Below are 18,151 nucleotides of genomic sequence, written 5' to 3' on the forward strand. Positions count from 1 at the left end.
GCGTCACACTGGATGGCCAAGCGAGACCAGCCGTGGAGCCGTCATGACGCAAACGCTCAACCTCACCGAAGCCCAAGCCGCGGTCGACGCCGCCTGGCAAGACGACATCCTGCCGGCGCTCGAGGCCTTTATCCGTATCCCGGCGAAATCACCGGCCTTCGATCCGGACTGGGCCCGCAATGGCCAACTCGACGCCGCCGTCGCCCTCGCTGAAGATTGGTGTCGCCAGACCGCGCCCCCAGGCAGCGCGATCGAGGTGATTCGCCTGCCTGGGCGAACGCCCGTGCTCTGGATCGATATCCCGGGCACAGGCCCCGGCGAGACACTGCTGTACGGCCATCTCGATAAACAACCAGAGGCTACCGGCTGGGACGCAGACAAGGGCCCGTGGACGCCCGTCATCGAGGGCGACCGGCTCTATGGACGGGGCGCTGCAGATGACGGCTATGCCCTGTTCGCTTCCTTGCAGGCGGTCCGTCTACTCCATGATCAGGGCGTCGCGCATCCGCGCTGCATGCTGCTGATTGAAACCGCCGAGGAGAGCGGTAGCCCGGATCTGCCCGCCTATCTCGATCACCTCGCCGGACGGCTCGGCAACCCCGGCCTCGTCGTCTGTCTGGATTCCGGCTGTGCCGACTATGACCGCCTCTGGGTGACAACCTCACTGCGGGGCATGGCCGCCGGTGATCTGACCGTGAAAGTCCTCGAGCAAGGCGTGCATTCCGGCGATGCAGGCGGTGTTGTGCCCTCCAGCTTCCGGATCGCCCGCCAGCTACTGGCGCGCATCGAGGACGGGGCAACCGGCACGATCCAGCTGCCCGCGTTGGCAGCAGACATCCCCGAGGAGCGTCGTGAGCAGGCACACCGCGCCGCCGAGGTCATCGGTGATGCCCTGGCGGCCAAGTACCCCTGGGCAGGCGAGACCCAGGCGAACGCCTCCGCTCCAAGCGAGCTGGTGCTCAACCGCACCTGGCGCCCCGCCCTGGAGGTCATCGGCGCCGACGATCTGCCCCCCAGCGCCGAAGCCGGCAATGTCCTGCGTCCACAGACCACCCTGCGCCTGTCACTACGCCTACCGCCGACGGTGGACGGCCAGACCGCGACTCAAGCCATGGCCGATGCGCTCACGCGTGAGCCGCCGCAGCAGGCCTCGGTGAGCTTTCGTGCTGGCGGTTCGGCGAATGGCTGGAACGCCCCCCCGTTTGCCGGCTGGCTTGGCGACAGCCTCGAGACAAGCGCTCAGGCCTGGTTCGGCCAATCGGCCGTGTTCATGGGCGAAGGCGGCAGCATCCCGCTCATGAACCTGCTCGGCGCGCGGTTTCCTGAGGCCCGTTTCCTGGTCACCGGCGTACTCGGGCCCGGCTCAAACGCCCATGGACCCAACGAGTTCCTGCATTTGCCCATGGCCCGGCGACTAACCGGCGTTGTAGCGGAGGCCCTGGCCGCCCAGGCCACCAAAACCTAGGGCGGCTACCAGGGGATCGGCGCGCCATCCCAGGCCAGGAAACAGCCCGAATCTTCGATAGTGGCCTCATCGATGCGGGTGAGCAGCTGACGGGCGGCAAAATCGGGGGTAAAGAGCTTGCCCTCGGGCACGCGTTTCTGAAATGGCTCTGAGAGCCCAGAGTCCGTCGTACCCGGGTGCAACGCCAGGCAGATGACCCGCCGTGCGCGGCGGCTGCACTCGATCGCAAGACCCCGGGTGAACATGTTCTGCGCTGCCTTACTGGCGCGATAGGCGTACCAGCCACCGAGTCGGTTGTCCGAAATGCTCCCGACACGCGCGGACAGGCTGGCAAACACTGCGCGCTCACGATGATTCAGCAGCGGCAGGCAGGCCTGGGCGATGAGGGCTGGCGCCATGGCATTCACTCGAAAATTGGCTTCCAGCCCCTCGACAGAGAGATCCTCAAGCTTTTTCTCAGGCCAAATACCGTGCTTGTCATCGTGGAGCAGGCCAAAGGCATTAATCAGCAGATGCAGCTGAGGCGTTTCCTGGCCAACCTGCTCCGCCATGGCGGCGATGGCGCGCGCGTCGGTCAGCTCCACAGCCACTGGCCGAACGCGCGACCCATGTTGCGCCATCAAGCCCTGAATGGCCACTGCGTTCGGATCGCGAGCAGCGGCCCAGACCGTGGCGATTGGCGTATCCGTCAGCAGCCGCTCCACGAACGCCGCGCCAAGGGCACCGCTGGCACCAACCACCAGCGCATGAGATTGCTCGTTAAGGCTCTGCATCCTTCCCACCCTCTGCTCGCGTTACAATTTCGCCATGACCCCACCGCTGATCCAACCCACTGACCGGGGCCTTTACTGCGCTGCCGGCGATTTCCATATCGACCCGTGGCGCCCAGTGGAGCGCGCGGTCATCACCCATGCGCATGCCGATCATGCGCGCAGTGGCAGCAACCACTACTGGGCCAGCCGTGACAGCCTTGGCCTGCTCAGGCGGCGACTGGGCCAACGCGCCGAAATCACTGGCCTGGACTACGGCGAGACCCGATCATTTGGCCCGGTGAAGGTCAGTCTGCATCCGGCCGGCCATGTGCTTGGCTCAGCCCAGGTTCGCGTGGCGCACGGCAACGAAGTTTGGGTGGCCTCCGGCGACTACAAGCGCGATGCCGACCCCACCTGTGCAGCGTTCGAGCCTGTCGCCTGTGACACCTTCATTACCGAGGCCACGTTCGCGCTGCCGGTCTATCGCTGGCCGCCGGTGGCGCACGTGGCCCGCGACATTCATGCCTGGTGGCAGGATAATGCCGCCGCTGGCTGCACGACGATGCTCTTCTGCTATGCGCTTGGCAAGGCGCAGCGTTTGCTGGCAGAACTGCCAACGCCCGGTCCGGGCCCGATCTATTTACACGGCGCGGTCGCCCCGCTCACCGACGACTACCGCGCCGCCGGCGTCACGCTGCCACCGACCCGCCGGGTGAGTGAGGCACCCAGCGATGAGGACTATGGCACCAGCCTCGTCATTGCGCCTCCCAGCGCCGCTGGCTCAACCTGGATGCGCCGCTTTCGCCGGCCGCTGACCGGGTTCGCCTCGGGCTGGATGCGGATTCGGGGCAATCGGCGCCGGCGTGGCCATGATCGTGGCTTTGTTATCTCCGACCATGTGGACTGGCCCGGTCTTTTGCAGACGATTGAAGACACCGGAGCCCGCCAGGTCCTCACCACCCACGGACGCGCGGATGAACTGGTGCGTTATCTGACCGAGCGGGGACTGCAGGCCCGGCCTCTGGCCACCCTGTATGGCGATGATCCCGAGGAAGAGGCATGAAAGGCTTTGCCGAGCTCTTCAGCCGTCTCGACCAGGAGCGCGGGACCAACGCCAAGGTCGCGGCCATGGCCGCGTATTTCCGCATCGTGGATCCGGCGGAAGGCGCCTGGGCGGTGTATTTCCTGAGTGGACGCCGCATCAAACGCCTGATCGGCCCGGTCCAACTCCGCCAATGGCTGGCCGAAGCCAGTGAACTGCCAGACTGGCTCGTCGAGGAAACCCACCAACATGTCGGCGATCTGGCTGAAACCATCGCCCTGCTCCTGACTGACCCCATCCACCGTGCCGAGCCGGATACCCGCACGCTCGCGGACTGGGTCGAGGAGGAGATTCTGGTACTGCGGACGCAGGATGACGAGACCCGCCGCCAGCGGGTGACGCATGCCTGGGCCCGACTGGACGAGGACGGGCGATTCCTCTACAGCAAGCTACTCACCGGCGCACTCCGGGTCGGTGTTTCCCAAACCCTGGTGGAGCGGGCCCTCGCCCGCGCGACAGATCAGCCCCGTCCCGTGATCGCCCACCGGTTGATGGGTCAGTGGACGCCGACGGCGGCGTTTTTCCAGGGCCTGTTCGAGGCGCGCTCAAGCCACGAGGACGCGACGCGCCCCTACCCCTTTTTCCTGGCCCACCCCCTCGAGGGTGACCCTGCGGACAGCCTCGGCGAAATCGGTGATTGGCAGATCGAATGGAAATGGGATGGTATCCGGGCCCAGCTGGTGCGGCGGGCAGATGGGATTCATTTGTGGTCGCGCGGTGAGGCCCTGATCACCGAGACATTCCCGGAGCTCACCGCCGGCGCCGCCTGGCTACCGCCAGATACGGTGCTTGATGGAGAGATTCTGGCCTGGAATGAAGACGGCGTCATGCCCTTCGCCCAGCTCCAGCGGCGCCTTGGCCGCAAGCGCGTCACCCAGCGCTTCATGAATGAAGTACCGGTGCGCCTGCTTGCCTATGACCTGCTCGAGGCTGAGGGCGAGGATATCCGCGAACGACCGCTCGACGCCCGACGTGCCGCACTCGAGAGATTGCTCACCGATCCCGAGCCACCGCTTGCCCTCTCGCCCCAGGTCAATGTGTCTGACTGGCCGTCTCTGTCCGCGCGACGGGATGAGTCGCGATCACGCGGTGTCGAGGGTCTGATGCTCAAACGCCGCGACGCCGCCTACGGTACCGGCCGGCCGCGCGGGCCATGGTGGAAGTGGAAGCTGAACCCCCTCACCCTCGATGCGATTCTGGTCTATGCCCAACCGGGGCATGGACGCCGTGCCAACCTGTACACGGATTACAGCTTCGCGCTGCCCGATGGTGACCGCCTAGTCCCGATCGCCAAAGCGTATTCCGGCCTGGATGACCCGACCATTCGCCGGCTGGATCGCTGGATTCGTCACCACACCCGGGAGCGTTTCGGACCGGTGCGTGCGGTCGAGCCCATTCAAGTATTCGAACTGGCCTTTGAAGGCATCGCGCCCTCCAACCGCCACAAATCCGGCGTTGCCCTGCGCTTCCCACGCATCGCCCGCTGGCGTGAGGACATCGGCCCCGAGGATGCGGACACGCTCACGCAGGCTCGGGCCCTGCTGCCATGAGCACCACACCTCGACACGCGCTTGACGCCTGGTTTACGGCATCCGGCTGGACGCCGGCCCCCTTTCAGATCGCAACCTGGCAGGCCTATGCCGAAGGCCAAAGCGGCCTGATCCACTCTGCCACCGGTTCTGGCAAATCGCTTGCGGCCTGGGGCGGCCCCCTCATGGCGGGACTTGCCGATCAGGCAGCCGCAGGTGGGCGCCCCGCTACCGGCCTGAAAGTGCTCTGGATTACGCCGCTGCGCGCCCTCGCAGGCGACACCCTGGAGAGCCTGCAGCAAGCCGCGGCGGGGGTAGGGCTTGACTGGCAGGTCGAGAAACGCACCGGGGATACCGGCGCGAGTGCCCGACGACGGCAGCGACAACGCCCCCCACAGGCCTTAGTCACCACCCCGGAGAGTCTCTCCCTGCTGTTGTCCTACGCCGATGCGGACACCCGGTTTCAAGGCTTGCAGGCAGTCATCGTCGATGAATGGCACGAGCTGCTCGGCAGCAAGCGTGGGGTGCAGCTGGAGCTCTGTCTGGCCCGACTTCGCGCGATCAACCCGGCGCTTCGTACCTGGGGGCTGTCCGCCACACTGGGCAATCTCGATGAGGCCATGGGCACACTGCTCGGGCCTGAACCAATCCACGGGGGGACACTGATCGAGGGGGCGGCACCCAAGCCATTGCGCATCGAATCGCTCCTCCCGGCGGCCACTGACCGATTTCCCTGGGCCGGTCATCTCGGCACGCACCTGCTGTCGGGTGTCATCGCGCATCTTGAGGGACCAGGAAGTTGCTTGCTGTTTACCAATACCCGAGCGCAAGCCGAGCTTTGGTTTGAATCACTGCTGCGCGCCCGATCCGACTGGCTTGAAGGCCTGGGACTACACCATGGCTCCATTGACCGTAGCCTGCGGGAGCGGATCGAAGATGGCCTGCGAGCGGGTGATTTCCGTTGTGTCGTCGCCACCTCCAGTCTGGACCTGGGGGTGGATTTCGCCCCCGTCGACCGGGTGGTCCAAATTGGCAGCCCGAAGGGCATCGGTCGACTTGCCCAGCGGGCGGGGCGATGTGGTCACCAACCCGATGGCCAGAGTGGCATTCTGTGCGTTCCAACCCATGCCCTTGAGTTGATCGAGATCGCGGCCGCACGACGCGCATGGCAAGCCGGCGAAGTCGAGGCCCGTCGGCCGCTGCGACAGAGCCTGGATGTGCTGGCTCAGCACCTGGTCACGCTGGCCGCCGGTGGCGGATTCGATGCCGATCTCCTGCGTGAGGAAGTTCGCAGGACCCATGCGTTCGCCGAGCTCAGCGATGCGGCCTGGAACTGGACGCTCGCCTTTGTCACGCAAGGCGGCCCCGTGCTCGAGGCCTACCCGGATTTCCACCGGGTGGTGTGCGGGCAGGACGGACGCTACCGCATCGCGGATCGCCGCCAGGCCAGCCGACATCGCATGCACATTGGCACCATTACCAGCGATGCCGCCATCGCCGTTCGGTATCAGGGCGGCGGCTACATCGGCACCATCGAAGAGAGCTTTATTGCCCGGCTGCGCGCGGGGGATGTCTTTTTGTTCGGTGGCAAGAGCCTGGAGCTGATCCGAGTCCGCGATCTCACCGCCTACGTCCGACGGGCAACCCGACGGCGCCAGGCTGTCCCGCGTTGGCAAGGCGGTCGGTTACCGCTATCCAGCGCCTTGGCCAGCCGCGTTCTCGAGCTCTTGGCCGAGGCGCGCGATGGCGATTTTTCCGAACCGGAGCTCGCCGCCATCCGGCCCCTGCTGGCGACCCAGGCGAGCTGGTCCGCACTGCCTCGCCAAGGTGAGCTACTGGTTGAGCGCACTCGCTCCCGCGAGGGTGAGCACCTGTTCATCTTTCCGTTCGCCGGGCGACTCGCCCACGAGGGTCTCGCCACCCTGGCGGCCTGGCGCCTGGGACAGATCAGCCCCGCGACATTCAGTATCGCGGTCAATGACTATGGCTTCGAGCTACTATCCCGCGAGATTCCGCCGCTCGACACCTCGGACCTGCGCCGCGTCTTGGCCACCGAAAACCTGATCGAGGATCTGTTTGCCAGCATGAACGCCAGCGAACTCGCTCGGCGCCAGTTTCGCGACATCGCCCGCGTGGCAGGACTGATCTTTCAGGGCTACCCGGGCCGGGGGAAAACCGCGCGTCAGCTGCAGGCCTCCAGCGGTCTGCTTTTTGACACCATCAGCCGCTACGACCCGGACAACCGATTGCTGGACCAGGCGCGTCGGGAAGTACTCGAGAACGCCCTGGAGATTCGGCGCATTCAGGAAACGCTGGAGACACTGGCCAACGCGGCGATCCAACTGAAAGAGCCCGAGCGGTTCACTCCCCTCGCCTTCCCGCTATGGGCCGAGCGCCAGCGTAGCCGGCTGACCACGCAAACCTGGCAGGACCGGGTCACCCGCATGGTGGAGCAGCTTGAACGGGCGGCTGATCGGTCATGACGCCCTTGTCACTGACATTGGGCGATCAGACGCTGGCATTGCTGCCGGAAGGCGCCGTTTTCTGGCCCGCGCGCCAGACCTTGCTGGTCGCTGACCTGCACCTGGGCAAAGCGGGCGTCTTTCGACGTGCCGGCGTCGCTGTGCCGGAAGGGGATACTGAGCAATCGCTGGCGCGACTGAGCGCCCTTATCCATCGCCACGCGGTTAAACGGCTCATTTTGCTCGGCGACAGCGTGCACGCGCGGCCTGGGGACGATCCGGCGTTGATTGCAAACCTTCAGTCCTGGCGCCAGCGTCACGCCCGTTGCGTGATGACGGCCATCATCGGCAATCACGATCGCGAGCTCGCGCCACTGGCCGAGCTCTTCGAATGGCAGATCGAGGGCGAGACCGAGGGGGGGCTCTCCTTGCGTCACCACCCACCAGACCACGCCGTGGACACCCCCTGGCTGGCTGGCCATTGGCATCCGGTTGTTTATTTACATGGCGGCGGCGATCGACTCCGCTTACCCGCGTTCATCCAGGCAGGGCATGCCGGCCTGGTACTGCCTGCATTCGGTGGATTAACCGGCGGTCTCCCCATTGATCGGGCACCCGATCGCCGACGCTATGCGTGCGCAGGTGACCAGGTCATTGACTTGGATAGACAAAAAAAAGCCGACGCAGAGGTCGGCCAAGAGGAGGAGAGACAGTAAATCCTGTGTTGCGTCGCAGTATAGCAATAATTTTCGCTTCCGAACCAAGTCTGCGAACGCCTATCACCTGTTCTTTTCGCGCACAAGTTGACCTTGCTCAAGACGCGAGAGGCGTTCGTCGGTCGATCGGAGCAGCGTAAGAATTTCTTCGCGCTCCTGATGGGCCTGCGCCTCCATCTCCGCCCGTCGCGCGTCTTCGGTCTCCCAATGCGCTGACTGCATCGTATTGACAATCAGACCGATAAAAAGGTTCAGGATGGTAAACGCCGTAACCAGGATGAAGGTCACGAAATAGACCCAGGCGAAGGCGTAGGCCTCCATTACCGGGCGAGCGATGCCCATTGACCAGCTCTCTAATGTCATGACCTGAAAAAGGGTGAACATCGAGGCACCCAACGTGCCGAACCACGCCGGGAAGCGCTCGCCGAAGAGCTCGGTCCCCATCACTCCGAAAATATAGAACACCAGCGCCAGCAAAAAGACGATCCAGCCAATACTGGGAATCGCCGCAACCAGCGCATCAATCAGCACTCGCAAACGCCGCACCGTCGACAACAGCCGCAGAACGCGCAGGATGCGCAGCGCCCGAAGAATGCTGAACGGCCCGGAGGCCGGCACCAGCGAAATCGCGACGATCACGAAATCAAAGACATTCCAGCCGCCACGGAAGAATCGCCCACCATGCGCAAACAGCTTGAGGGCAATCTCGGCGGCAAAGACAGCGACAACCGCGCCCTCAATACCCAGAATCCATGGGCCCGCAACCGCCATCGCCCGCTCGGAGGTCGCCAGTCCCAACAGCAGGGCGTTTAGCACGATCAACCCGACAATGGCGTTACGCGGACCGGGCGCGTCAATCCACACACCCGCCGCGGCCCGCCAGTTGGCAATCCGGCTCATTCGCACACCAGCGGCATCATCAGGCGTGCGTCGGCGTCATACGTGAGCGCAGCGCCGCTGCCTGCTCGCGAATCGCCGCGCGGTCTGCGTCGGACTTGCGCTGCAGGTTTTTGAACTGGAACTGCAACCGCCGGTTGCCGCTGAGTTGCGCCTCGTGACGGTCCAGAAAATCCCAGTACAACGTGGTAAATGGACACGCATGCTCTCCCGTTGCCTGACGCGGATTATAGCGACAGCTCGAGCAAGCGTTACTCATTCGGTCGATATACGCACCGCTCGCGCAGTAGGGTTTTGTCCCGACCACGCCGCCGTCGCCAAACTGACTCATGCCCAGGGCATTGGGCAGACTCACCCAATCGGCGGCATCGAGATACATGGCCATGTGCCACTCGTGAAACGCATAGGGGTGCGCGCCATAGAGCTGCGCAAACAACCCCAACACCATCAGACGCTGGATATGGTGCGCGTAACCGTGGCGCAACAGCCCCGCCATGGCATCGGCCATGCAGGCCATATCGGTCTGTCCGTCCCAGTAAAAGTCGGGCAAGGCGGCGTCATGGCCAAGCGCATTCATCTGCGCGTATTCCGGCATGCGCAACCAGTAGACCCCCCGAATGAACTCTCGCCAGCCCAGGATCTGGCGCACGAACCCTTCGACGGCATTCAGCGGGGCGTCACCACGCTCCCAGGCCGTCACCGCTGCATTGATGCAGTCGCGGGGGTCAAGCAAATGCAGATTGAGCGCCGCGGACAGTCGCGCATGATAAAGCAGGGGATCTCCGAGCCAGATCGCATCCTGAAACGTGCCGAATGACGGCAGCCGGTAAGCAATAAAATCATCCAGCGCCAGTCGCGCCTGTGCCGGGGTGACCGGTTGATTGAACTGGCGGGCATCCCCCGGGTGATCGCCATGACCGTCGACGATTGCCTCGATGACCCGCTCGGTTATCCGATCCGGCGGGAAAGTGGGATGGGCAGGGAGGGCGCCCGGCCCCGCTGCGCCGAAAGCCGCCCGATTGTCCTGGTCGAAATTCCAGGCCCCACCGACGGGCTTGCCATCGGCTACCAGGATATGGTCGCGCTTGCGCATGCCGCGATAGAAATATTCCATTGTCAGCGACTTGCGGCCTTCAGCCCAACGCTGGAAGGCCCCTCGAGTGGCCAGGAAATGCGTATCCTCATGCCACTCAAGTTCGCAGCCCGCCTCGCGTACCGTCTCCAGCAGCGATTGCTCTACCGCCCAGTCACCTGCCTCCATCAGCACGACCGTATTGGGTGCCAGTTCCGCGATGTCCGCCGCGAGATAGGACGCGACCGGCTGGGCCGGCGCGTCTGCCGGGGCGTCATCCAGGGCGCGGTAATGCACCCTCATGCCACCGGCTTGCAGCTCATCGCGCAGATGCCGCATGGCCGACAACAGCAAAACGAGGCGCTGCTGATGAGCGCCAGGCCGGCGTGTTTCGGCAGGCGCCTCCACCATCCAGACGAGATCCCGGCTGGCATCCAGGTCTGCAAGAAGCGGGCTATCTCGGTCGAGCTGATCATTCAGCACAACGACCAGGCGATTAACAGACATCGTCAGGGCGTGGCCTCCGGCATCGGTGGAACAAGGAGTGAGGGGTCAATGCGCTGATCTAGCCAGTTCATGCGCCAGTCCAGGTGCGCGCCGGTGACCCGTCCGGTGGCGCCAACCTCAGCGATCACCTCGCCCTGACGCACCACGTCGCCCGGCGCAACGGCCATCTCGGCGAGATGCAGGAACGTAGAGGAGAGCCCCTGACCATGATCGACGATGAGCGTCCCGCCAGAGAAAAACAGATCCGGCTCGGCCAGGGTGACAATACCGCTGGCAGGTGCACGCACCGGCGTACCCGTCGCCCGCGCGATGTCGATTCCGTAATGCGGCTGTCGCGGTTCACCATTGAGGATGCGCTGACTGCCATAGATACCGGAAATAGGCCCTGTCACCGGCCAACGCCACGTCCCCTCCATTAACCGCTCAGGCCGCTGCCGGGCTCTTGCCTCCCGCACCAGAGCGGCTTCACGCCGAATACGAGCCAGGGTTTCGGTGTCGGGATTGACCTGCTCATTCGGCAGTCCATCAATCCGTTGAATGTCGTAGTCACGCTGAGCAATGTCCAGGCGATGTCGCTCACGCTCACCCTCTGGCGATGTCACAGTCAGCACAACGTCAGCTGGGGCATCCCGATCCAGTCCGAGCAGGAAACGTCCCTGGTTATCCACCGGCACCGGTTGCCCAAGGGCCTCGATACGGGTCCCGGGCGCCACGCGCCCTTCCAATAGCCCACCCTGCTGACGCGGACCGCTGATTTCCAGAGCGGCGGCCCCAGCCGTACAGAGCCATCCGACGAGCAAAAGAACCGAGCTGAACCCCCTGGTCATGACCCCCACTCCCGTTCAGTTTCTGGCCGCTCGGCCGTCAGCATGTAATTAACCGCCAGGCTTCGGGTGAAACGAAAGCGCCGGGTGACAGGATTAACCGCTACCCCCGTCCAGTGCACAGGCCGCAGTCCGGCCGCCTCCAGCGGGCGCTGCACCTCGGCCGGACGGCGCAACTTGCGGTACTGATGCGTGCCGCGCGGCAGCCAGCGCAGAATGACCTCCGCGGCGAACACGGCCGTGAGCCCAGCGAGCGGTGTCCGATTGATGGTGGCAACGAACATCAGGCCACCCGCCCGGACGAATCCGGCGCAGTGGGTGAGAAAATCCTCAACACCCTCCACGTGCTCGACCACTTCCATGTTGAGTACCGCATCATAAGGCCCCTCCACCGGCGAATGCGCCTCGACGGTCTCGCAGCGGTAATCGATGGTCAGCCCTTGAGCGGCCGCGTGATCCTGCGCAATCGCAATATTTCGCTCAGCAGGATCGATGCCGACCACCGTGGCACCGAGCGCCGCCATCGACTCGCTCAAAATCCCGCCGCCACAGCCAATATCCAGCACACGCAACCCAACCAGCGGGCGGGCAGAATCCGCCAGGCCGAAATGCGCCCGCATACGCGCTCGTAGGTACACCACCCGAAAGGCATTCAGGCCGTGCAGCGGCCAGAACGGACCCGTTGGATCCCACCACGCCTCCGCCAGCCGGTTGTAATGGGCCATTTCCCTCGGATCGACGCTCTCACTCATCCGGACGCCGCCGACAGCGAGGGCAAAGCCCCTCAAGCTCAATGGTCTGGTCAGTGAGCGCAAAGCCAAGTTGTGACGCCCGCTCAGTCAGCAGCTCGCTGACCGCCAGATCATCGAGCTCAGCCACCGCCTGACAGGCGCGGCAGATCAGAAACTGCCCAGCGTGCTGATGGGCGGGCTGCGCACAGCCAACGTAGGCGTTTAAAGAAGCCAAACGGTGGATCAGCCGTTCGGCCAGCAAAAAATCGAGCGCCCGATAGACCGTTGGCGGCGCCGCGGACCCGCTATCCGCCCGCAGCCGCTCCAGCAGGTCGTAAGCCTTGACCGGCTGATGGCTCTCCCAGACCAGCTCAAGAACACGACGGCGCAAGGCCGTCAGCCGACGGCCCCGCGCCAGGCACAGACGCTCGGCCTCGGCCAGCGCGTCACTGATGCAGCGACCGTGGTCATGACCTTTGCCAGGGAATGCACTGACGACGCTGTCTATCGTCTCGGAACTCATGGCGTCAGCCTATGCTGAGCGCCGCCGACGCGAAACCCCCACATCAGGCGCTGGGGCGCTCAGCGACTCGATGCCGGAGATACACGGGCTGCAGCGCCGCACCCGCTGTGCGCTCGCCGGCGGCAAAGCGAGCCTGCGCGACCGGCATTATGGCCCGGATCTCAGGCACACAACGCGCCTGTGCGCCGGCAGGGCCACAGCGATGCAGCATCGGGTAGGCGACCAGGCCACTCCCAGCTACCCACCAGCCCGGGTCACACACGGGTACCGCAGCCGGATCCATGAGCGCCTCATGCCGATACACGGCGAGCTGCGGCTGCGAGCCCGACGCATCAACCCGCTCGAAAGCCGCCGTATAGACCTCGCCCATCCGCGCATCCAGCACCGCAAGGAACCCTGCGGCCGCCGGTGCCTGCACCCAGGCCGTATGGGCGAGCACCTCAAGGGAAGACACACCGATCGTCGGCCGATCGAGACCAAGCGCCAGTCCCTGAGCCACCCCCACACTGATCCGGACCCCGGTAAATCCCCCCGGCCCGCGTGCCGCAACCACCGCATCAATCGCATTGCGCGCCAGCCCGGCCTCTGCCAGCAGCGCCGAAGCCGAGTCCAACAGCCAACCAGAGGTGGCGCGCACCCCCGCCTTCTGCCGAGCTAGCACCTGATCACCGATCGCCAGTGCGACCGAACTCGCGCCCGTACTCGCATCAACGCCAATCAGCACCGGGGGATTGCTCACGGTTCCGTCTCCGGGTCAGGGGGTGATTCATCCAGATCCAGGCTCAGCTCAAGCTGCAGATCCTCGAAGCGCGGATCCAGCCCACCCGCGTACACGCTCTCTCGCGGCACCACTCGATAAGTCGAAGGCTCGCCAACGGGGATCGGTGGCCCAACACGCTGACGCAGCCAGGCAAAACCGGCCAACACCAGTCCGGCACCGGCCAGCATCCAGAACAAGCCCGAGGGGCCGATCAGCGCCATGAGCTGCGTGGCGATCAGTGGCCCAGCAATCATGCCCAGGCCATGCACCAGCAAAAGACCGGCACTGGCCGCCAGAAACTGGCTTGGATCCAGGAAATCATTCGCAAGCGAGACCGCGATGGGATAGAGGGTAAAGGCGAGACCACCCCACAGAACCGCCATCATGACCACCGCCGTCTCGCTGCGGCCGGTCGCATACACAATGCCCAGACTGGTCAGCGCCACCGCGAGGCTCACGCCCATCATGACATCGCGCCGGTTGAACCGATCAGACAAGTGACCAATCGGCCACTGCAACAGGAACCCGCCCAGGATGCTCAACCCCATCAGCAAGGCAATGCCGGTGTCCGAAAACCCCGAATCCCGGGCATAAACCGGGGCAAGGTAAAGAAAAGAGGCCGCAATCGTTCCCGACAGGGCTGAGCCCACCAGGCCAAGCGGTGAGGCCGCCAGCAGATCACGCAGCGGGATGCGCCCTGTCAGCGGAAGCTCCGGCGAGCTGATCCGGGTAATGGACAGGGGCACAACAGCCAGCGCAATCAACATGGCCGCCAGACTGAACAGCTCAAAGCCCCCAGGCCGGCCCACCAGCAGCAGGAACTGCCCACCGCCCAGTCCCACATAGGTAATAATGCTGTAGACACCCAGCACCTGGCCACGCCGCTCTGTGGGTGTGCGGTCGTTCAGCCAACTCTCCGTCACCATGTACAGCCCGGCCAGGCTGAAACCGTAGAGCAGACGCATACCCGCCCACGCCCAGGGATTGATCAACAACGGATAGGCCAGGGTGCTGATCGCCGCCAGGGCCGCAAACGCGGCAAAACTGCGAATGTGACCCGAGCGGACGATGACGCCGGGGCAGACACGCGTCGCGAGCACGAACCCCACCGAATAGCACGCCGTGACCACACCGATGACCTCGGTTGCGAAGGCCTCCTCGGACATGCGCACACCCAATAGCGTGCCCAGCAGCCCGTTACCGATCAGCAGCAGACCGATGGAGGTAAACAGCGTAATGAATGGCGAGAGAGTATGTTGCATGGAGACATCCGCGCGCAGGCGAAACCGGGCGCTCCGCCAACACCCCGGAGGATAGTCCACTCTGTGACGCCTGACCAAGGATTTGTTGGCGGCAAGCTGTCAGGCGTTGCTACTATCCGGCTTTGACCGCAGCTTCGCTGCCAGGAGTGGACATTGATCGACGAGGAAATCCCCGACCAGGGCATTCGCCTGCGCACCCCCAGCCCCCGTGACGGCGCGGCCCTATGGGAAGTCGCTCGAGAGACCGGCACACTCGATCTCAACTCCAGCTATCTGTACCTGCTGCTCGCCCGGGATTTTGCCGACACCTGTGTCATCGCCGAGCACGACGGCCAAGTGGTGGGGTTTGCCAGCGGCTACCGCCGACCGCGGCGTCCCGAGGTTCTGTTCCTCTGGCAGGTCGGCATTGTTCCCGCCTTTCAGGGGGCTGGCCTGGGCAAGCGCCTGGTGGGGGCGTTTCTGCGCCAACCCGGCGCCGACCGAGCCAGCCTGCTCGAAACGACCATCAGCCCTGACAACGAGGCCTCGCGGGCCCTGTTTCGCTCAATCGCACGAGAGCTCGACACCGATTGCGAGGTCACCCCCTGCTTTGCAGCCGATGACTTCCCGGATGCAGGCCATGAGGCCGAAGAACTCTTCACCATTGGCCCGTATCGGCCATCAGCGCTCAATCACCTGGCACCCTGAATCGCCAGTCACCGGAACAACCACCACACAGGAACGCTCAACCCATGAAAATCGTCGATCTGAAAGACATCATCGGCTCCGAACGCGAAGTGGAAGGCCCGAGCTGGACGAGCCGCCGACTGCTGCTGAAAAGTGACGGCATGGGGTTCTCGTTTCACGAGACCATCATCCCCGCCGGCGCGGAAATGACCCTCTGGTACAAAAACCATCTGGAAGCCGTCTATTGCGTCGCCGGCAACGGCAGCATTGAAGATCTCGCGAGTGGGCAGGTCCATGCCATCCATGATGGTGTTCTGTACGCCCTCGACCAGCATGACCGCCACATCCTTCGCGGTGGCACCGAGGACATGCGCCTGATCTGTGCGTTCAACCCGCCGGTGACGGGCCGCGAGACCCACGATGCGGACGGCTCCTACGAGCTGGTTGAGGACTGATCCGCAAAAAAGGCCCTGACCTGAGCGGGGTCTCGAGTCAACGGCATGGGCGGCAGGCTGTGAAGAAACTGCCGCCCGTAGCCGCGCTGCACCAGCCGGACATCCCCGAGCATGAGCACGCCCCGGTCGCTGGCATCCCGAATCAGACGCCCGACCCCCTGGCGCAGGCCGATCACCGCTTCCGGGAGCTGATAGGTGGCAAAGGGATTGCGACCCTGCTCGCGCATCCATTCCATCCGCGCTTGAAGCACGGGGTCTGCCGGTGAGCCGAAGGGCAGGCGATCGATCATCACGCAGGAAAGCGCCGGCCCGCGGACATCCACGCCTTCCCAAAAGGACTGGGTGCCAAGGAGCACGGCATCGCCGGCCTCTCGAAAGCGATCCAGCAGCTGCTGCTGCGGCGCCGCACCCTGGACCAGCAGTTGATGATGCCCCCGCCGCGCCAGCCAGTCCGCCGCGGTTTGCAGCGCCCGGTGACTGGTAAACAGCAAAAAGGCCCGGCCACGACTTGCCTCGAGGACGGTTTGGGCCTCCTGCAAGTACGCCTCGGCAAAGTCAGGGTGGCTCGGTTCTGGCAATGACGCCGGCAAATACAGCAGCGCATGGTTGGGGTAATCAAACGGACTGTCGAGGGCGAGTGTGCGGGCATCATCCAGGCCGAGGCGCTCGAGAAAATGCCCGAATTGCCCGTCAACGGCCAGTGTCGCCGAGGTCAGCACCCAGGCACGGCCATGCCGGGCCCGCTGACCCGCCATTTGCTCAGAGACGTCCAAGGGGGTCAGGCGCAGGTAAAATCCCTGGCCGCGTGTCTCCACCCAGCCCACTTGCCCCCCCTCATCCGGCTCGGCGAGAAAGCGCTGGAGATCCTGATACAGCGAATTGGCCCGTCGATGACAACTCTCCAGGCCCTTCCCCCGAGGTGCCTGAGGCGCCAAGGCTGCGATCCCTTCAGCCAGCGCATGCGCCAGCGCCTCGGCGGCCTCACCCACCGGCCGTTCGAGCGTGCGCCATGCCGTGCGCATCCCATCGCCGAGCACCAAACGCAAGTCGGCCGTCGCCCGCTCCAGGCGCGCCGCCTGCTCGGACAAGCCCGGCGCATCACCCGCCTCACGTTGCTGCTCAAGCCGGATATCGCGGGCCAGGTCAAAAAGCTGACGACTCGAGACACTTAGCCCAAAAAAACGTGCCGCGGTCTCCGGCAACTGATGGGCCTCGTCCAGAATGTAGACATCAGCCTGGGGCAGGACTTCTCCAAAGCCGCCCTCACGCAGCGCCCAATCGGCCATCAGCAAGTGGTGATTGATGACCACGACCTCGGCCTCCTGAGCCCGCCGCCGCGCCTCCATCAAAAAGCATTCACTGTAGAGCGGACACTCCTGACCCAGACAGTTGTCCGCGGTGGAGGTGATACGGGGCACCAGGGCCGGTTCGCTGGCGGCGGCTGGTGCTTCGGCAAGATCGCCACTGCGCGTGCGTCCTGACCACGCGCGTACCTGCTGAAGCCCATCCGCGAGCGCCCGATTCTCCAACCGACCCGATTCGAGGGTGCGCTCCATGCGATAAAGACACAGGTAATTACCCCGGCCCTTCAGGAGCGCGGTGCGCACCGGGCGATTCACCGCTTGCCGGGCAAGGGGTAGATCCCGATGAAAGAGCTGATCCTGCAGCGTTCGGGTACCGGTCGAGATAATCGTGCGGCGGCCAGCGAGCAGCGCGGGCAGCAAATAGGCCAGCGTTTTACCCGTCCCGGTGCCCGCCTCAACGACCAGGGTTTCCTCCTGGTTGATGACGTCAGCCACCGCCGCAGCCATTTCCTGTTGCTCAGGTCGCGGCGCATAGCCCGGGAGCAAATCCGCGAGATGGCCGTCCGCACTCAGTGCGGCGGCCACCGCCGCGTCGAGTTCGCTCATGAGCGACCTTTCACGGCAGCCAACCCGTTAATGGCCACGGCAGCGAGGCCGAGTACCGCGAACGCCAGCAAGGTCCACAGCGGGATACTCACACCGAGGATTCGATCCACCTCCGCACACTCTCCTGACCCCGCCAGCACCATCGTGACCACCTCGGCAAGCGGAAACGCATCAACCAGATAGTCGAGACCCGGGCCACAGGCAGGCACCTCATCAGCGGGCAACGATTGCAGCCACAGGTGGCGCCACGCCAGTGCAATGCCCGCCAACGCCGCGCCCCCAGCCAGCAACCCGACCGTCCAGCCGGGTATGACAATACCGAGCCATAACACCACGCCCATCGCCACAAACGCCACGCGCTGGAAAATGCACAGCGGGCACGGCTCCATGCCCAGGCCAACCTCAATGGCGACAGCAATCACCACCAGCCCGAGACAGAGCCCACCCAGCGCCGCGTTCATGGGCCGCGAACGATTCAGCCACTGATTGAAAAAATTCATGCGGGAGCAGTCTGCCGG

The 18,151-nt window shown here is 64.6% G+C and carries 17 protein-coding genes; 7 read left to right on the plus strand and 10 right to left on the minus strand.

The annotated features are described in order from the left end of the window. Positions 1–43 precede the first annotated feature (43 nt). Complete coding sequence (locus SPISAL_RS06170) at positions 44–1,465, plus strand: M20/M25/M40 family metallo-hydrolase (RefSeq protein ID WP_016353616.1); 1,422 nt, start codon at positions 44–46, stop codon at positions 1,463–1,465. 5 nt (positions 1,466–1,470) lie between these two features. Here SPISAL_RS06170 and SPISAL_RS06175 read toward each other — a convergent pair whose 3' ends face one another. After that, positions 1,471–2,238: an SDR family NAD(P)-dependent oxidoreductase gene (locus SPISAL_RS06175; protein ID WP_016353617.1), complete on the minus strand. Its 768-nt coding sequence runs from the start codon at positions 2,236–2,238 to the stop codon at positions 1,471–1,473. A 34-nt stretch (positions 2,239–2,272) separates the two neighbouring features. Here SPISAL_RS06175 and SPISAL_RS06180 point away from each other — a divergent pair, with 34 nt between their 5' ends. Genes SPISAL_RS06180 through pdeM form a run of 4 tightly spaced genes read left to right on the plus strand, consistent with a single transcriptional unit; the run spans position 2,273 to position 8,026 of the window. Further along, positions 2,273–3,280 carry a ligase-associated DNA damage response exonuclease gene (locus tag SPISAL_RS06180; protein WP_016353618.1) on the plus strand — a complete coding sequence of 336 codons (1,008 nt, stop codon included), beginning with the start codon at positions 2,273–2,275 and terminating at the stop codon, positions 3,278–3,280. Further along, on the plus strand, positions 3,277–4,869 hold the full coding sequence (locus SPISAL_RS06185; protein ID WP_016353619.1) for an ATP-dependent DNA ligase: 1,593 nt from the start codon (positions 3,277–3,279) through the stop codon (positions 4,867–4,869). Before SPISAL_RS06180 ends, SPISAL_RS06185 begins: the two co-directional genes overlap by 4 nt. Continuing rightward, positions 4,866–7,331 (plus strand): ligase-associated DNA damage response DEXH box helicase, encoded by a 2,466-nt coding sequence (locus tag SPISAL_RS06190; RefSeq protein ID WP_016353620.1) that lies wholly within the window; start codon positions 4,866–4,868, stop codon positions 7,329–7,331. Before SPISAL_RS06185 ends, SPISAL_RS06190 begins: the two co-directional genes overlap by 4 nt. After that, entirely contained in the window at positions 7,328–8,026 is a 699-nt protein-coding gene (gene pdeM / locus SPISAL_RS06195; RefSeq protein WP_016353621.1) for a ligase-associated DNA damage response endonuclease PdeM, read from the plus strand. Before SPISAL_RS06190 ends, pdeM begins: the two co-directional genes overlap by 4 nt. 63 nt (positions 8,027–8,089) lie before the next feature. On the opposite strand, the gene SPISAL_RS06200 is transcribed toward pdeM, so the two are convergent. From SPISAL_RS06200 to SPISAL_RS06230, 7 genes are read right to left on the minus strand one after another with little or no spacing between them, the layout of a single operon-like run. Then, complete coding sequence (locus SPISAL_RS06200; RefSeq protein ID WP_016353622.1) at positions 8,090–8,926, minus strand: ion transporter; 837 nt, start codon at positions 8,924–8,926, stop codon at positions 8,090–8,092. 19 nt (positions 8,927–8,945) lie between these two features. Further along, positions 8,946–10,502 carry a cryptochrome/photolyase family protein gene (locus SPISAL_RS06205; RefSeq protein WP_016353623.1) on the minus strand — a complete coding sequence of 519 codons (1,557 nt, stop codon included), beginning with the start codon at positions 10,500–10,502 and terminating at the stop codon, positions 8,946–8,948. A 2-nt stretch (positions 10,503–10,504) separates the two neighbouring features. Next, complete coding sequence (locus tag SPISAL_RS06210) at positions 10,505–11,329, minus strand: M23 family metallopeptidase (protein WP_016353624.1); 825 nt, start codon at positions 11,327–11,329, stop codon at positions 10,505–10,507. After that, positions 11,326–12,078, minus strand: coding sequence for a bifunctional 2-polyprenyl-6-hydroxyphenol methylase/3-demethylubiquinol 3-O-methyltransferase UbiG (ubiG, locus tag SPISAL_RS06215; protein ID WP_041389271.1), 753 nt, complete (start codon positions 12,076–12,078; stop codon positions 11,326–11,328). The genes SPISAL_RS06210 and ubiG overlap by 4 nt, the downstream gene beginning before the upstream one ends. After that, the gene (locus SPISAL_RS06220; RefSeq protein ID WP_016353626.1) at positions 12,071–12,580 is read right to left on the minus strand and encodes a Fur family transcriptional regulator; all 510 of its coding nucleotides are present in this window, start codon (positions 12,578–12,580) and stop codon (positions 12,071–12,073) included. Before SPISAL_RS06220 ends, ubiG begins: the two co-directional genes overlap by 8 nt. A gap of 43 nt (positions 12,581–12,623) precedes the next feature. Continuing rightward, complete coding sequence (tsaB, locus tag SPISAL_RS06225; RefSeq protein WP_016353627.1) at positions 12,624–13,319, minus strand: tRNA (adenosine(37)-N6)-threonylcarbamoyltransferase complex dimerization subunit type 1 TsaB; 696 nt, start codon at positions 13,317–13,319, stop codon at positions 12,624–12,626. Beyond that, the gene (locus tag SPISAL_RS06230; RefSeq protein WP_016353628.1) at positions 13,316–14,602 is read right to left on the minus strand and encodes an MFS transporter; all 1,287 of its coding nucleotides are present in this window, start codon (positions 14,600–14,602) and stop codon (positions 13,316–13,318) included. Before SPISAL_RS06230 ends, tsaB begins: the two co-directional genes overlap by 4 nt. Before the next feature lie 153 nt (positions 14,603–14,755). On the opposite strand from SPISAL_RS06230, the gene ectA reads away from it, so the two are divergent. Together ectA and SPISAL_RS06240 are read left to right on the plus strand one after the other, a co-directional pair. Further along, entirely contained in the window at positions 14,756–15,289 is a 534-nt protein-coding gene (ectA, locus tag SPISAL_RS06235) for a diaminobutyrate acetyltransferase (protein WP_016353629.1), read from the plus strand. Positions 15,290–15,333: 44 nt separating this feature from the next. Continuing rightward, a complete protein-coding gene (locus SPISAL_RS06240; protein ID WP_016353630.1) occupies positions 15,334–15,723 on the plus strand; it encodes an ectoine synthase in 390 nt (129 codons plus the stop codon). On the opposite strand, the gene yoaA is transcribed toward SPISAL_RS06240, so the two are convergent. Together yoaA and SPISAL_RS06250 are read right to left on the minus strand one after the other, a co-directional pair. Continuing rightward, on the minus strand, positions 15,702–17,633 hold the full coding sequence (gene yoaA, locus SPISAL_RS06245) for a DNA repair helicase YoaA (protein WP_016353631.1): 1,932 nt from the start codon (positions 17,631–17,633) through the stop codon (positions 15,702–15,704). The two genes, SPISAL_RS06240 and yoaA, sit on opposite strands and share 22 nt — an antisense overlap. Next, the gene (locus tag SPISAL_RS06250) at positions 17,630–18,133 is read right to left on the minus strand and encodes a disulfide bond formation protein B (RefSeq protein WP_016353632.1); all 504 of its coding nucleotides are present in this window, start codon (positions 18,131–18,133) and stop codon (positions 17,630–17,632) included. Before SPISAL_RS06250 ends, yoaA begins: the two co-directional genes overlap by 4 nt. Between the last annotated feature and the right edge of the window lie 18 nt (positions 18,134–18,151).

The organism is Spiribacter salinus M19-40, assembly GCF_000319575.2.
Taxonomy (GTDB): domain Bacteria; phylum Pseudomonadota; class Gammaproteobacteria; order Nitrococcales; family Nitrococcaceae; genus Spiribacter; species Spiribacter salinus.